Annotated in this window: 13 protein-coding genes; 7 read left to right on the top strand and 6 right to left on the bottom strand. The window is 50.9% G+C overall.

Annotated features, from left to right (window positions below):
* Positions 1-70: 70 nt before the first annotated feature.
* Positions 71-313, bottom strand: a complete 243-nt coding sequence (locus tag RAC89_RS25960) for an HPr family phosphocarrier protein (protein ID WP_306616637.1) — start codon at positions 311-313, stop codon at positions 71-73.
* Positions 310-1,449, bottom strand: coding sequence for an MFS transporter (locus RAC89_RS25955; protein ID WP_306617794.1), 1,140 nt, complete (start codon positions 1,447-1,449; stop codon positions 310-312). Before RAC89_RS25955 ends, RAC89_RS25960 begins: the two co-directional genes overlap by 4 nt.
* A gap of 263 nt (positions 1,450-1,712) precedes the next feature.
* On the opposite strand from RAC89_RS25955, the gene RAC89_RS25950 reads away from it, so the two are divergent.
* The 4 genes from RAC89_RS25950 (at position 1,713) to RAC89_RS25935 (ending at position 5,631) form a co-directional block, all read left to right on the top strand.
* Entirely contained in the window at positions 1,713-2,771 is a 1,059-nt protein-coding gene (locus RAC89_RS25950; protein WP_306616636.1) for a tripartite tricarboxylate transporter substrate binding protein, read from the top strand.
* A 78-nt stretch (positions 2,772-2,849) separates the two neighbouring features.
* On the top strand, positions 2,850-3,311 hold the full coding sequence (locus RAC89_RS25945; RefSeq protein WP_306616635.1) for a tripartite tricarboxylate transporter TctB family protein: 462 nt from the start codon (positions 2,850-2,852) through the stop codon (positions 3,309-3,311).
* A gap of 12 nt (positions 3,312-3,323) precedes the next feature.
* A complete protein-coding gene (locus RAC89_RS25940; protein WP_306616634.1) occupies positions 3,324-4,850 on the top strand; it encodes a tripartite tricarboxylate transporter permease in 1,527 nt (508 codons plus the stop codon).
* A 1-nt stretch (position 4,851) separates the two neighbouring features.
* A complete protein-coding gene (locus RAC89_RS25935) occupies positions 4,852-5,631 on the top strand; it encodes a class I SAM-dependent methyltransferase (RefSeq protein ID WP_306616633.1) in 780 nt (259 codons plus the stop codon).
* Positions 5,632-5,724: 93 nt separating this feature from the next.
* Here the strand turns inward: RAC89_RS25935 and RAC89_RS25930 are convergent, their stop codons facing one another.
* Entirely contained in the window at positions 5,725-6,438 is a 714-nt protein-coding gene (locus RAC89_RS25930) for a response regulator (RefSeq protein WP_306616632.1), read from the bottom strand.
* A gap of 22 nt (positions 6,439-6,460) precedes the next feature.
* Positions 6,461-8,068, bottom strand: coding sequence for an ATP-binding protein (locus RAC89_RS25925; RefSeq protein ID WP_306616631.1), 1,608 nt, complete (start codon positions 8,066-8,068; stop codon positions 6,461-6,463).
* A 206-nt stretch (positions 8,069-8,274) separates the two neighbouring features.
* Between RAC89_RS25925 and pckA the strand changes: the two genes are divergently transcribed.
* Positions 8,275-9,804 (top strand): phosphoenolpyruvate carboxykinase (ATP), encoded by a 1,530-nt coding sequence (gene pckA, locus RAC89_RS25920; RefSeq protein WP_306616630.1) that lies wholly within the window; start codon positions 8,275-8,277, stop codon positions 9,802-9,804.
* A gap of 150 nt (positions 9,805-9,954) precedes the next feature.
* On the top strand, positions 9,955-10,398 hold the full coding sequence (locus tag RAC89_RS25915; protein WP_306616629.1) for a cell wall hydrolase: 444 nt from the start codon (positions 9,955-9,957) through the stop codon (positions 10,396-10,398).
* A 19-nt stretch (positions 10,399-10,417) separates the two neighbouring features.
* On the opposite strand, the gene RAC89_RS25910 is transcribed toward RAC89_RS25915, so the two are convergent.
* On the bottom strand, positions 10,418-10,990 hold the full coding sequence (locus RAC89_RS25910; protein ID WP_306616628.1) for a hypothetical protein: 573 nt from the start codon (positions 10,988-10,990) through the stop codon (positions 10,418-10,420).
* Positions 10,991-11,591: 601 nt separating this feature from the next.
* Positions 11,592-12,602, bottom strand: coding sequence for a DUF3231 family protein (locus tag RAC89_RS25905; protein ID WP_306616627.1), 1,011 nt, complete (start codon positions 12,600-12,602; stop codon positions 11,592-11,594).
* Between the two features lie 278 nt (positions 12,603-12,880).
* Between RAC89_RS25905 and RAC89_RS25900 the strand changes: the two genes are divergently transcribed.
* On the top strand, positions 12,881-14,404 hold the full coding sequence (locus tag RAC89_RS25900) for an extracellular solute-binding protein (RefSeq protein ID WP_306616626.1): 1,524 nt from the start codon (positions 12,881-12,883) through the stop codon (positions 14,402-14,404).
* Positions 14,405-14,489: the final 85 nt, after the last annotated feature.

Below are 14,489 nucleotides of genomic sequence, written 5' to 3'. Positions count from 1 at the left end.
GACCAACGATAAGATGGTCATATATTCAAGGACTTAAGGGACAGCCCCTCTGCATAAGCGGCGACTACTATTACTGAACGCGCACTTGAAGTCCGTGTTTTCCGAAAATATCCGCCATCACTCTCGACGCCTCTTCCTGATCCGGCCCATGAATCTCGAGGAGATATTCATGATTGCTAATCAGGGTAAAGGTCAGCCCGAGTATACTTTTCACGTCAATAAACTTGTTGTCAATACACAGCACGATGCTCGATTCAAATTGACTTGCCGCCTGGTTGATCTCTACAATTGCTCTAGTCCCGATTCCACTCATGTTCGTTCCTCCTGGTATAGCTCATCATTGCCCGACCGGGTTAGTACGGCTCCCCCTATCAAGCATAGACCGCTAATATAAAAGATGGCGACAAGGCCCGCCCACGACCCGAGGGCGCCGAAAAGCAGCGGGGCGGCCATCTGCGATAACCGATTCGTTGCAAGACGAAGACCAAGCACTTCTCCGGTTCTGGATTTGGGTGAAGCGTTATACGTTGTCGTCATGGACAGCGGCTGTCCGCAGCCGAGTCCGAAGCCCATCAAAGCACTAATGAGCATAAGCAGAGGCACTTGTCCGAAGACAGGTACCAAGACAAAGGCTGCACCGGCCATTAGAATCGAGATGAGCAGCACATTGCTTCGTCCTACACGATCTGTAAGCCTCGACAGGAACAAGCGGACAAGCACCATGGCAATGCCCTGCACCGTGATGATCCAGCCGATAACCGAAGCCGACAGCCCGAGCTCCTCCCCGTACAGCGGAAAGTATGCGACGAAGATATCCCTCGAATACAATACAAGCGCGCTGGAGAACAGCGCCTTACGCAGCAGCGGAATCGTTAGCAGGGAGAAGACAGACCCTTGCATAGCGTTGAAAGCGGTCCCGGTCGCTTGCTTTTTCCTTTCCAGCTTAGGGATGAAGAAGGAGAAGGCGATGGGGATAAGTCCGAGCCCAAAGGCAACGGCGAAGGCGAACGGATAGGAGACATGCTCTCCCAGGTACCCTCCCAGCACTGGCCCCACGACACCGCCCAAGGCTACGGACATGCTGAACATACTGAAGTAATGATCCCGGTTTTCCTTGGTTGCGGCATTTCCGATGACATTTTGCAAAGACACATTAATAAAGATCTGCGAGACACCGACGATGGCTTGAGACACATACAACGCCCACATCTCCGTTACGAAAAAGGGAATACCGACTCCTATGGTAATGCCGACCGTTCCCAGGATAACAGGGAGCCGGTCCCCCACATAATCCGCGATTTTGCCAATGTGAATGGCTAATACCAAAGGGAAAAACGCATACGTTGCCGTAAGAAGGCCGATATCGGCCATCCCGGCGCCCATGTCCGAAGACAATAGCGGGATGAGCGGACGGGTGATATTGAGCATCACCTGAAAGCTGAATACGATGATAATGACGGTCCTTAATAAAATAAACGGCCACCCCCTCTAGGTAGTTAAACAGGAATCCGGGAATGGTGCGATTATAACATATTCAGCTCCAAATGAGAGCGGTTTCCTAGTCCGGCGCTTCGTAAAAAATATGATAAAAATGACGGAAATCGGAACAATTGAAAAAATGCTCGTAAACTATGACCTGTGAATTTTGTGTGCTAGGATGAAGTCGTCAACCAAATGAAAACGCTATCACATAAATGCACAGGAGGGTTCTTATGAATTTCAAAAAGCAATGGGTTACAGCTTTCGTAGCAGGTGCGGTCGCATTAAGCCTCGCCGCATGCGGCGCCAAGACAGCACCGGCCGACACAGCGAAGAACGGTTCTCAAGGCAATGCAGCTCCGGCAGCAGCGAAATCGAATTATCCGGTGAAGCCGATCACAATCATGGCACCTTCCGGGGCAGGCGGCGGATTGGACTTGACTTCACGTGCACTCGCCAAGGCAGCTGCGGGCACCAAGCTGGTCTCCGAAACGATCACGGTAGAGAACAAGCCGGGCGGCGGTCAGGCAGTGGGCATGGCGGAATTCGTTACTAAGGATAAAGGCAACGCTTACAAGCTGTTCTTGCCCTCCTCGCCGATCATTATCAACAACCTGAAGAAGGAAGGCAACAGCCCTTATTCGTTCCGTGATCTGACGCCGCTGGCACAGCTGACGAAGGACTACGGGGCGATCGCTGTCAAAGCCGACTCGAAGTACAACGATCTGAAATCGCTGATGGAGGATATGAAGAAGGATCCGAAGAGCATTACGCTGGCAGGGGGTTCGGCTCCGGGCTCTCAGGACCATTTGATCGCGATGCTGCCTGCGGTCAAGGCCGGGGTGGATGCGAAGGCCATCAAGTATGTTTCCTATGACGGCGGCGGCGAAGCCTTGACCGCTTTGCTGGGAGGGAATGCAACGGTACTGGCCACAGATATTTCCGGCTTGGGTGAATACCTCAAGGCCGGCAAGGTGAAGGTGCTTGGCGTATCTGCTCCGTCCAGACTTTCCGGTTCGTTCAAAGACATTCCTACTTATAAAGAGCAGGGAATCGATGCCGAGTTCACTATCTGGCGCGGGCTGTTCGGGCCGAAGGATATGCCGGCCGATGCTGTGAAGTATTGGGAGGAGAAGCTGAAGGCACTTACGGACAGCGAGGACTGGAAGAAAGAGCTTCAGGCGAACGGCTGGGAGAACGGCTACAAGAATGGCGCCGACTTTAAGGCATTCCTCGAGCAGCAGGAGAAGCTCATCAAGGACATTCTCGGTCCGCTCGGCATGCTGAAATAATACGGCAGGATCAGAGGAAGAGGCGCAGCTCAGCCGCACTTCTTCCTCTGAATCAGTAGAGATAAGGGAGGGATCCATATGAGCAAGAGCTTCGACCGTTACGCCGGAATCGTCTTTCTGGCTATGGGGGCAGGCTTTGCTGCCGAGAGCACAAGAATTTCCGAGAGTGCCTACGGCAGCAATGTCGGTGCTAACATGTTTCCGCTTATTTTAGGAATTATCTTAATTTTGCTGAGTATCCGTCTTATTGTGGAGACGTTTCGCTATAGGCAGGAGACGAATACAAAGGAGAAGCTGGATTACAAGAGGTTTCTAATTATTTTTACGGCCGCAGTGCTGTATGGGTTATTCATTGAACAGCTGGGGTATGTCATCTCGACATTTCTGTTCCTGCTTGTTGGATTTCAGACCATGGAGCGGGGAAAAATTTGGATTACGCTGCTCATCGCAGGCGGATTTTCGTTCGGCGTGTATTATTTGTTTGTAGAAGTAATGGACGGCACGCTTCCAGGCTTACCGGCTTGGTTAGGCCTATCGTAAGGGGGAACTCTAATGACTACCATGGATTTTCTGATAAACGGGTTATCTACTGCGATGCAATGGCACAACCTCATCTTCGTGTTCCTGGGTGTATTGATCGGCACCTGTGTCGGCGTCCTGCCCGGAATCGGTCCGATGAGCGGGGTGGCGCTGCTAATACCGATCACCGGTACCTTAACCGCGGGCATGAGCGCGGAGGCTTCGGCTACAAGCTCGATCATTTTGCTTGCAGGTGTATATTACGGCGCCATGTACGGCGGTTCCACGACGTCCATTCTGCTCAATACGCCGGGAGAGTCCTCTTCCGTGGTGACCGCGCTTGACGGTTACCAAATGGCGAAGCAGGGGCGGGCAGGCGCTGCGTTGTCCATTGCTGCGATCGGTTCCTTTGCCGCAGGGGTTGTTGCTCTATTAGGCCTGATCTTTCTTGCTCAACCGCTTTCCGCCGTTGCGATTACCTTCGGCCCGGCCGAATATTTTTCATTAATGGTGCTTGGACTTCTGGCAATCAGCGGACTGGCCGGCAAATCGATGACCAAATCGCTGATTATGACAGCGGCAGGACTTCTGCTAGCTACGATCGGAATCGACAATGTGTCGGGCGTAGCCCGCTTTACTTATAATATTCCTGAACTGTATCAGGGACTGGAATTTTTGACGATTGCCGTAGGAATGTTCGCCTTGGGCGAGGTCTTTAAGACGATTCTCGAGCGGGAAAGCAATGACGGCGAAGTCGCCAAGATCTCTCGGATTATCCCGACCAAGCAGGATCTGAAGGATAGTGCGGCTCCGATTGCCCGCGGCTCGATCCTGGGCTTTTTCATTGGCTTGCTTCCCGGTGCCGGAGCGATTCTTGCCTCCTTCTTCTCTTATATTATGGAAAAAAAGCTGAGTAAAAATCCAAGCAAATTCGGCAAAGGCGCAATAGCAGGAGTAGCCGGACCGGAATCCGCCAATAACGCGGCTGCCGGGGGCGCCATGATTCCGCTGCTGACGCTGGGAATTCCGTCCTCCGGGACGACGGCGATCATGATGGGCGCATTTATCATGTATAATATTACACCGGGCCCGCTGCTCTTTACCGATCATCCGCAGCTGGCATGGGGGGTCATTGCCAGTATGTTCGTCGGCAATCTGATGCTGCTGGTGCTCAATATGCCGATGGTGAAGCTGTTCGCGAAGGTCATTGAAACGCCTGCCAAATATTTGATTCCACTCATCATTACGTTTTCCGTATTTGGAGTCTATGCCGTGCAGTACTCGATTCTTGACCTTATGCTAATCATGGGCTTTGGTGTAGCCGGCTATTTTCTGAGCAAACATGACTTCCCTATCGCCCCCATGGTGCTTGGACTGATCCTGGGGCCAATGATGGAAAACAACATGCGCCGGGCACTGACGATTTCGAACAGTGACTTTATGATTTTCCTCCAAAAGCCGATTTCCTTGGCCTTCTTACTTATCGGCTTGCTTTGGGTAACGATTCCGCTTATTCTGCGAATGAGAGGGAAAAAAGTGCTTATCAACGAGGAGGGTTAACATGGAAGAGGAGAAGGTGAAGGAAGCCGTCCGGCAGGTCTTCGGCCAAAATGCCGAAAAATATGTGAGCAGCGTCTCCCATGCGCAGGGGGAAGATTTGGAACTCCTGCTGGAATGGCTTGTGCCTGACCCATCCTGGACTGTGCTGGATGTAGCAACGGGTGGAGGGCATGTGGCGAAGGCGGTTGCCCCTCATGTGGGATACGTCTTCGCTACGGATCTCACTAGGGAGATGCTGGGCGCCGCGCAGAAGCATGTACAGGCATCCTGCGAAAACGTCTGGTTTCTGTCCGCGGATGCGGAGAAGCTGCCGTTTCTGGACGAGAGCTTTGATGCCGTAACCTGCCGGATCGCTGCGCATCACTTTCCGCACGCGGAACGGTTCATACAGGAAACGGCGCGTGTTCTGAAGCCGGGAGGCAAGCTTATCTTGATTGACAACGTGGTGCAAGGGGACGAACGGATCGGACACTTCGTGAACGAGGTCGAGCGTTTGCGCGACGAGAGCCACGGGGAGTGCCACAGTGTCGAGACGTGGAAGAGCTGGTTTGCCCTGAACGGTTTCACTGCGGCAAAGGAGCGGCTTCGAAAGAAGACCTTTGATTTCCCGTCTTGGGTGCGAAGAACGGCTGCTTCTGAGGAGCAGGTGAAGCGGGTGGAGGAATATCTCCTGCGTGCTGACTCAGATTTGCAGCAATATGTGGGATTGCAGCTTTCGGACAGCGGTGAAATTCTGAAGATCCAAATTGATGAGTGGATGGTTATGGCGGTGAAAGGGTAACGGGTGCAAAAAACACGTAAGGATTGACGGAAGCCGGTGCGCTTCGTCAATCCCTACGTGTTTTTTTGTTGTGAAGCAGGAGGCGGCTTTCCGTTACCTCACCCATTTGTATTTTCGCTCCGGCCGGCCGACTGTACCGTATATCGTTTCAACCTCGACCTCGTGCACCGAGACGAGATATTCCAAGTAGCGGCGGACCGTGGAGTGGCTCATGCCGGCCGCCTCCGCGAATTCGTCCGCTCCGAGCGGCTCCGTCTGCGATCTGATCTTATCCCTCACAAGCTTCAGCGTCAATTTGTCGATTCCCTTCGGAAGCATATTCGCATCGGCCGTACCTTTGACGGCCTGCTGCGACATGAGCCGGCCCGACGGACGGAACAACCGGTCGACCTCGTGCTGCTCCATCGTTTGCCCGCTTCTGAGCTGTGCCGAGGTGGCGGCATATTGCTCGAGTGTGGCAGTAAACTTATCAAGCATGATGGGTTTGATAATGTATCCGTAAGCCCCCCCGTGGATGGCTCCGCTGACGGTTTCGGTATCGTTGGCTGCCGTAATCAGAATGACGTCGATGCCTTGATGCTTTTGCCGTAAGGTTCTCAGCAGGCCAATGCCGTTCATGTCCGGCAGAAACACATCGAGCAGGATCAAGTCGGGGACGTAGGCCTGGAGAAGCTCGAGTGCTTGCTCGCCGGTGCTGGCTTTCGCGATGATCCGAAATTGATTCAGCTTGCTCGCAAACTGTTCATAAATTTTCGCCGCAATGGGATCGTCCTCAACGATCATGACGGTTATGCTTTGATCTGTCATCAGGTCCACCTCGTTCTTCCAATCAGAGTGTCGTTGGTGTCATCTTGGGAAATACGACGGTAAAATGCGCGCCGCCGAGCTTACTGGTGTTGATAAACAAATGCCCGTTCATTGAATGCAGGGCATGTCGGACAATCGCAAGGCCGAGCCCGCGGTTCTCTCCCGGCTTGGAGGAGTAACCGCTGATAAAGATGGTGTCTTCCTTGTCGCGGGGGATTCCCGGACCGTTGTCCTCGATGTCGAATATGATATCATTGCCGAGGTCGGTGAACGATACCCGCACGACGGCTTCGTTCCTGCGATGCTCACGTGCCGCTTCCATGCCGTTATCGATCAGGTTGCCGATGATGGTGACCATCGTCTTCGTGTCCGTACCCGCCGGGACATCCATCAGCTCGCTGTCCGGATCGATTTCCAGCTGCACCTTGAGCTCTTTAGCACGGTTTGTCTTGCCAAGCAGACAAGCGGCGACAAGCGGGTCCCTCACCGAGCTGACGAGAAACTCGATTATGTCCTGCCGCTCCTTAACCTCTTCGGCGATCATCTCCGTCGCTTTGTCATAATGACCTAGGGTAAGAAGCCCGTAGATCGTGTTGAGCTTATTCAGATATTCGTGGGTTTGTGCCCGCATATTGTCGGAGAAGGCTTTGATCTTGGAAAACTCATCCGTCAGCTTCTCGATCTCCGATTCGGTGTAGAGCGTGAATACGGCACCCACGGCCCTATGGGCATGAAGGATAGGCTCGACATGGATGGCATATACCTCAGCCCCCCAAGTCACTCTTTGCTGACTGTAGCCCTGCTTGGTGACGAGACAGATCTCCATGGCGTTGCGCAGCGGCTGCGGAGTAAGCATATCCCCAATGGCCAGTTGATGCTTCTGTAACATCTCGCGAGCTGTCCGGTTCATCGTGACAATAACACCCTGCAGATTGACCGCAACGATGGAGTCACGAATCGATTCGAGTGTCGCATTCTTTTCCTGGAAAAGAAAGGCGATCTCCTCCGGCTCAAGGCCGAAGATCAGCTGCTTGATCCTTCTTGCGGTAAAATAAGCCCCGATCGAGCCTACGATCAGCATCAGTGAACTAAGACTGGCCACCTTCCAATGATATCCCTCGACCAGATCGTCAATCTGATTCGATAGGAAGCCTACGGAGACGATCCCGATGATTTCATCGTCCGCATTCAGGACGGGAGTTTTCCCCCGAAGGGACGGCCCTAATGAACCGACGGCCTCGGAGATAATAGATTCTCCCGAAAGCACCGGAGCATTATCGCCCCCGACCATCTCTTTGCCGATTTGCTCCGGATTGCTGTGAGAATACCGGATGCCCTGCTTATTACCCACCACGACATAGCTTGCACCGGTGGAGAGTCTCGTTTGCTCTGCAATCGGCTGGATCACCGATGAGGGGTCCGGAGACTCGAACGCTTTTACGATACGGGGATCCATAGCCGTCATTTTGGCTACGGTGAGCGCTTGCTGGCCGACATAGCGGGTTACGATCTGATCGAGCAATAAGGCGAATAAAGCACCGGAAAGAGCCATGCTGGCAAAGACAACGATCGAAATCAGAAGAACGATATGTGTAAGTAAGCTCCATTTGGATTTTTTGATTACATGCATAAGCTTCCTCACCAGGTTTAGAAGTTTTTTAGGTTTTTACTGCGTTCCTACCATTGTACTAAGAAAATGTATTCGCTTCCATAGCAAAAGGGTGGAAGCTGCCGTGAACAAAATGAACAAAATAGAAAAAATCACCGAAACAGTACGTCATATATGCATATAGTGTATTCTATTAATAGAAAACATGGGAAGAGGGGAATGTTACGATGGCGATTCGAAGCATGGATGTAAGAGAGCCTAGGAGGATTCACCGCAATTTATCGACGGCCCAGCTCGTAGAAGCGGCACTGCACCGTATGGAGGGGGTGCTTACGAGCAATGGAGCACTCCGAGTGTTGACAGGGAAATATACAGGTCGCTCGCCTAAGGACAAATATATTGTGCAAGAGAATCTTGTAACCGATTCCATAGATTGGGGGACGGTGAACCGTCCGATCTCACCGGAGCATTTCCAAGCGCTCTACCTGAGAGCCATGGACTATATGGCGGGTGAGGAGATGTATATTTTCGATGGCTTTGCCGGGACCGATCCGGAGTACCGGATGCCGATTCGGGTGGTCACCGAGTATGCCTGGCATAATCTGTTTGTAAGACAGCTGTTCGTTCGTCCGACCGAGGAGGAGCTTAAGCGCCACCGTGCGGAATTTACCGTCCTGGCACTCCCGGGTCTAAAGGCCGATCCGGAAAAAGACGGAACAGCATCGGAAACCTTCATCATCATTTCCTTCGAAAAGCGGGTCGTTCTTATCGGTGGAACCGAGTATGCGGGTGAGATGAAAAAGTCGATTTTCAGCGTACTGAATTACTTGCTTCCAAAACGGGGCGTACTGCCGATGCACTGCTCCGCTAATGTAGGAGAAGATGGGGATGTCGCACTCTTCTTCGGACTATCCGGCACGGGCAAAACAACCTTATCCGCAGATCCGGGCCGCCTATTGATTGGAGACGACGAGCATGGCTGGTCCGACCGCGGCGTATTTAACTTCGAGGGCGGCTGTTATGCCAAATGCATCGGATTGACCGAAGCGAAAGAGCCCCAGATTTATCAGGCGATCCGTTACGGCACCGTCCTGGAGAATGTTGCGTTGAAGGAAGGAGAAAGAGAGCCGGATTACGACAGTGCGGAATGGACGGAGAATACGCGGGCGGCGTATCCGATCGACTATATTCCGGGAGCCCTGCAGCAGGCAACGGCTGGGCATCCGAAGGTGATCGTGTTCCTGACAGCCGATGCCTTCGGGGTACTGCCGCCGATCGCCAGACTGACGAAGGAGCAGGCGATCTATTACTTCCTCTCCGGCTACACCTCGAAGCTGGCCGGTACCGAACGCGGCGTTACCCAGCCGGAAGCTACCTTCTCGACTTGCTTCGGAGCGCCTTTCCTGCCGCTTGCGCCAAGGGTATATGCCAACATGCTGGGACATAAAATTTCCGAGCACGGAGTCCGGGTGTACATGGTCAATACGGGCTGGACCGGCGGGCCGTATGGGGTAGGCAAACGAATTCCGCTCGCGTACACCCGCGCCATGGTAACCGCCGCGCTGAACGGCAGCATCGAGCAGGCTTCATTCCGGGAGGAGCCGATGTTCGGCCTGAGCCTGCCCGAGTCGCTTCCCGGCGTTCCTGACGAGGTGCTGCTGCCTAGATCGACCTGGTCGGACGGGACGGCTTACGATGTGAAAGCTGCGGAGCTTGCCGCACGGTTCCGCGAAAATTTCCGAAAATTCGAAGCATAAAAGGATTGGCCTTCCGATGAGGTTTTTCGGAAGGCCTTTTTGCCTTGATTCCATCACCTTCGACATTCCCAACAAAATTCCAACATTTATGTCATACATCCGTATCGCCCACAATATGATTTGTCTAGAACAATGTAAAGAGGTGAGCCGATGGCGGTCGTAAAAGCCAGGGACAGAGATATTGACATGTTGGCAAGGTTGCTTCGAGCCGAAGCAGTGGGCGAGGGCGAGCAGGGTATGCTCCTGGTTGGAAATGTTGGCATTAACCGAATCAGAGCGAATTGCTCCGATTTTAAAGGAATCCGGACAATCCCTCAAATGATCAACCAGCCTCATGCGTTTGAAGCGCTGCTTCATGGTATGTATTATCAAAAAGCAAGAGAACAAGAACGCCGTCTGGCGCGGCGTGCGGTCAACGGGGAGCGGTATTGGCCGGCTAAATTCTCTCTATGGTATTTTCGTCCGGGAACGGCGGAAGCTCCCGAGCCCTGTCCTCCGACATGGTACAATCAACCGCACGTAGGACGTTACAAGCTTCACTGCTTCTATGAGCCGACCGCAGAAGAATGTGAAGAAGTATATAGCACATTTTGATTTTTAGAGCGGGCAGGCTTTATTTAACTATAGGATCAAGTTTGTGTCTATCTCCGCGACGCAAATTTGGTCTTTTTTTTGTTTCGTTCTCTTTTTGGGGTTGTATATAGCTAGTAAGCCATTGGCGGTAGAAGACAAGCAGCAAGCCCTGAAGACAACCGTATATGAAAAAAGAGTAAAGATAGTTCCATTGCTTGTGAGTGTACACCTTGGCAAGCGCTCCGATCCATTCCATCCCGACACCGAGCAAGGAATAGCCAATAATCCAAGCGACGGTTGGCAACCCTTTAATGCGAAACCGACAATGGACGTAAACAAACATATAGGCGAAAGGACCGTAAACAAGGTGGAGGAAAACGTCCGACATTTCCAGCATCGGATAATCGTTAATGTCGTATAGCTCGAACGGCTTTACGGCTAGAGTCGCGTCCCATAGTTTAGGGACGGTAATGCCGAATAATATGATCAACAGGCTGACCGGCAAGGGGAATTGCTTTTTTAGCAGCAGAACGGCTCCATACCCGGCAAGCAGTCCAGCGATGATAAACCACTCGTTGGCGTCGAAGTGTTTCGGAAACGGCAGAAAACTCAAGACGGTTTCAGCTCCTTCCGGATCATTCGTCGAAATGCGGACATGCACCACGCGTTCATTCCCAGCATCGCGAACCAGGCGAAGGAGGACCCATAATTTCCCGCTTCGGTATACTGAATTATGCCTGTCCAACGAAATATTTGTTGAGCAAAAACGAGCACCACCCCGCTGAGAATAAGCACTATGAAACCAGTTCGCAGAGTGGATCTAACGAAAATTTCTAAAAAAAGCAGGATGAGAATTGGGAACAATACGAAGCGGACTGTTACCGATGCAGCGAGTTTATCCGGTTCAATGGGTAAGGATACCAGTTTCATATTGGTGAAGATGCTGAACAGATATGTATATAAGTAAATAAAGACGATTGCGTTGAACCAAAGCTCGAGTAAGTGAAGCCGTTTCGGAAGATAGGCGAAAACGAGGACGACAATCAACGTCGCAACTAGATACGTTCCTAAAACCACTCGTAATCACTTCCCCCAAGACAAAGTTTTTTAGGGATAGTGTGATCTTCGATTCACAGGGTTATTCCATAACTTGCAAAATAAAGCGTCCGCTTGGGACAAAGTTTGGCATTTCTGTCCCAAGCAGACGCGATTTATTATGTTATCCCGGCAAGCTCCTTTCGATTAGGGGCTTGAGGAGGCTCTTCCAGCCATTCCCTTTCGATCAGCAGATCTGTCACATCTTTACCATACTGCATGACCTCAACCATAAGCTTGGAATATTCCCCAATCAAATCAAGACGAGTAGTCATCGAGATGGCATTTCCAAGAAAAGAGAGAGCAGCGGAATTAAGCAGGTTGATAAGAGTAAGAATTAATTTGTCAGAGAAAGGAGATACCGTTGATGTCGTAACTTCCGTATTCACCATAATAGTTCCGAGCAAATCGTCTTGTATAAACTTTTCATTGATAAATTGGATTTGTTCCGTCGCCATTTCCTTGCCTCTTATCAAAAGGCGTTTGATCTTCTCGTCCTTGACCACTTGAATGAATGCTGTAAGAAGGATCAGTCCGAAGTAGTTTCTCTCAATATTGAAGAACATTTCGGAAATTTCCATTACATTTAGCTGTCGCTGAGGCCCGAACCACTTGGACAGGAAGTTTTCTTTCTTTTTTATATAGCTGGCATGGTCAGGATAAGGAATCATCGGCGGTCGATCGTAAATCCCCTTGTTTAACATAAGCGTGACGGATTTGTTGTACAACTCGGCCGTGGAGTGCAGACACTGTGTGTAATAGCTTCTTACATCCTCACGAGCAACATTAGACAGATACATGGCATATTTCGTCAGGCCAATCCGACTCATGGCATAAACATAGCTCAGAGGGAAGAGATCGAAAAAGAGAGGGGGAGCTGAAACATGAACATCAGCATCAGAAAAACCAATAGGGATAGGGAACGTTTCCTTTTCAAAAAGATGTTGAATCGTTTGCAAGTGAGTTTGAGCTAAAGTTAACGATTGTTCAAGAAGCGCCTTCGCTTCATCGTCCTCAGTAATCTGCAGTAGATACTTGGAAAGACATACCGAAATACTATCATTAATATAGGATGTCCATAATGATGATAATTCAGTCGACGACAATCCCACTACATGAGTACCTGCCATTGAATACAACTCCTGTTGTTAAAATATTTGAACTTACATTTCCCCTTATACGTTCAAATTATTTCTTTTTTTTCATTTCCATTGATACAAGCGAGGATTCCTGATCCACCCGATCAAGGATGCCGCTTCATAATCGATTCGTTCGATTGTTGGCGTACTCTTATTTTTTTGATAGGATAAGATTTCAGAGAATCGTGTAACGCGATATCCGCTTAAATCCCCTATGATAAAGAGGCAACAACACAACAAGCTGACCATTGGAAAGGGGAACGATAGAAATGAAGAAAAAGCTTCTTATGCTTTGCGCTCTGATGCTGGCGGCGGGTAGTGTCATTGCCTGTTCGAAGCAGGAGACCGGTGCAACGGCTCCAAAGGCGGGAGAGCCTGCAGCTTCCGGGAACGTGAATGATATTAGTGAAAAGCTGACGATTACCTGGATGTCTCAAGCCTTCCAAGGCGGGGGCTGGCCGGAAGATCATCCGATGATTCGAGAAATCAACAAGAAATTTAATGTCGACCTGAAGATTCAATGGGTGCCCTTCGCAAACTATAAAGAGAAGCTGAACGTTCTGGCGGCCTCCAATGAGTTTCCGGACGTTTTCTACATCCTGCACCCTGAGTTCAATAAGTGGAAGAAGCAGGGGCTGTTCTACGACATTCAACCGGTCCTGAAGGATTATCCGAATCTCGCGAAAATTCCGCAAGGACCTCTGACGGTTCTTAATCCTAAAGGGAAAGTACTCGGGATCCCGTACTATCTCACGGAAGCGAGGGATTCGTATGCGGTTCGCGAGGATTGGCTAAAAAATCTGGGGATGTCCTCCCCCAAGACCGTTGATGAGTTCTATGAAGTTGCGAAGGCGTTCGCAACAAAGGATCCGGACGGCAACGGCAAGCAGGATACGATCGGATTCTCCTTCTACATCGATCCAACGGAAAATATGCTTCGGGATATTGAGTTTCTTCAGGCTAGCTTCGGTTTGTCGAGACTATGGAAGGAGGAAGGCGGCAAGCTGGTGCCTTACCAAACGCAGGTGGAGGAGTGGAAACATTTCATGACCTTCATGAATAAGGCGTACAATGAAGGCGTATTGGATAAGGATTTTGCCGTAAACAAGGTTCGCTCTACGATTGAGAAGTTCGAGGGGAACAAGGTAGGTTTCACCATCCTGAACCCGAACGACTACAACAACACGAAGAAAGCGGTCCAGAAGCTCGTTCCGACCGGTGTCGTCACACCGATTGAGCCGCCAAAGGGACCGACAGGCTTGACGGCAACACCTACTTTTGACATCCTCTACAAGCAGGTCATCAACAACAAGATCGACGAGAAGAAGAAGCGCCGTATCCTTATGATCATGGATTACTTCCTGTCCCCAGAGGGTTCTGATTTCATCAAGCACGGTATCGAGGGCGTCCATTACAAGAAGATTTCCAATGATAAGTATGAGAAGCTCGAGGCAGCGGACAAGGACCGTCAGAATCTGATCAATAACTGGATTCTCCGTCCGTTCGATCCGGGGATCCAGATGTACAAATGGGAGGACCCTGCCTACCACAAGGTTATGCGTGACATGTTCGCGATGAACGAGAAGTTCAAGTGGCCGAATCCTGCAGCGGGACTGGAGTCCGAGACCTTCAACCGAAGCGGAGGGAACCTGAACGTGAAGTTCATGGAGACCGTGTCCAAGATCATCATGGGCCGCGAGCCGGTATCCGCGATAGAGAAAGCATCCCAGGACTGGCTGGCAAACGGCGGCAGCAAGATCATTGAAGAAATCAACAAGTCATACAAGGAATAGGCAATTTGCTTAAACTCCCCTTAGCACCTAGGCTGAGGGGAGTTTTTTTGCACATATACGATTGTATCAGGAATCAGAGAATCGG

This window comes from Paenibacillus sp. GD4 (assembly GCF_030846225.1).
In the GTDB taxonomy this organism is placed as follows: domain Bacteria; phylum Bacillota; class Bacilli; order Paenibacillales; family NBRC-103111; genus Paenibacillus_G; species Paenibacillus_G silviterrae.
Note: the sequence above shows the minus strand (reverse complement) of the source record. Positions and strands in the feature narration are given on the sequence as shown.

Excerpts from the sequence above, each read along its gene's own strand:
- RAC89_RS25945 (WP_306616635.1), top strand. The coding sequence starts at position 2,850 with ATGAGCAAGAGCTTCGACCGTTACGCCGGAATCGTCTTTCTGGCTATG.
- RAC89_RS25900 (WP_306616626.1), top strand. The coding sequence starts at position 12,881 with ATGAAGAAAAAGCTTCTTATGCTTTGCGCTCTGATGCTGGCGGCGGGT.
- RAC89_RS25915 (WP_306616629.1), top strand. The coding sequence starts at position 9,955 with ATGGCGGTCGTAAAAGCCAGGGACAGAGATATTGACATGTTGGCAAGG.
- pckA (WP_306616630.1), top strand. The coding sequence starts at position 8,275 with ATGGCGATTCGAAGCATGGATGTAAGAGAGCCTAGGAGGATTCACCGC.
- RAC89_RS25905 (WP_306616627.1), bottom strand. The coding sequence starts at position 12,602 with ATGGCAGGTACTCATGTAGTGGGATTGTCGTCGACTGAATTATCATCA.
- RAC89_RS25940 (WP_306616634.1), top strand. The coding sequence starts at position 3,324 with ATGACTACCATGGATTTTCTGATAAACGGGTTATCTACTGCGATGCAA.
- RAC89_RS25950 (WP_306616636.1), top strand. The coding sequence starts at position 1,713 with ATGAATTTCAAAAAGCAATGGGTTACAGCTTTCGTAGCAGGTGCGGTC.
- RAC89_RS25935 (WP_306616633.1), top strand. The coding sequence starts at position 4,852 with ATGGAAGAGGAGAAGGTGAAGGAAGCCGTCCGGCAGGTCTTCGGCCAA.
- RAC89_RS25930 (WP_306616632.1), bottom strand. The coding sequence starts at position 6,438 with ATGACAGATCAAAGCATAACCGTCATGATCGTTGAGGACGATCCCATT.
- RAC89_RS25960 (WP_306616637.1), bottom strand. The coding sequence starts at position 313 with ATGAGTGGAATCGGGACTAGAGCAATTGTAGAGATCAACCAGGCGGCA.
- RAC89_RS25925 (WP_306616631.1), bottom strand. The coding sequence starts at position 8,068 with ATGCATGTAATCAAAAAATCCAAATGGAGCTTACTTACACATATCGTT.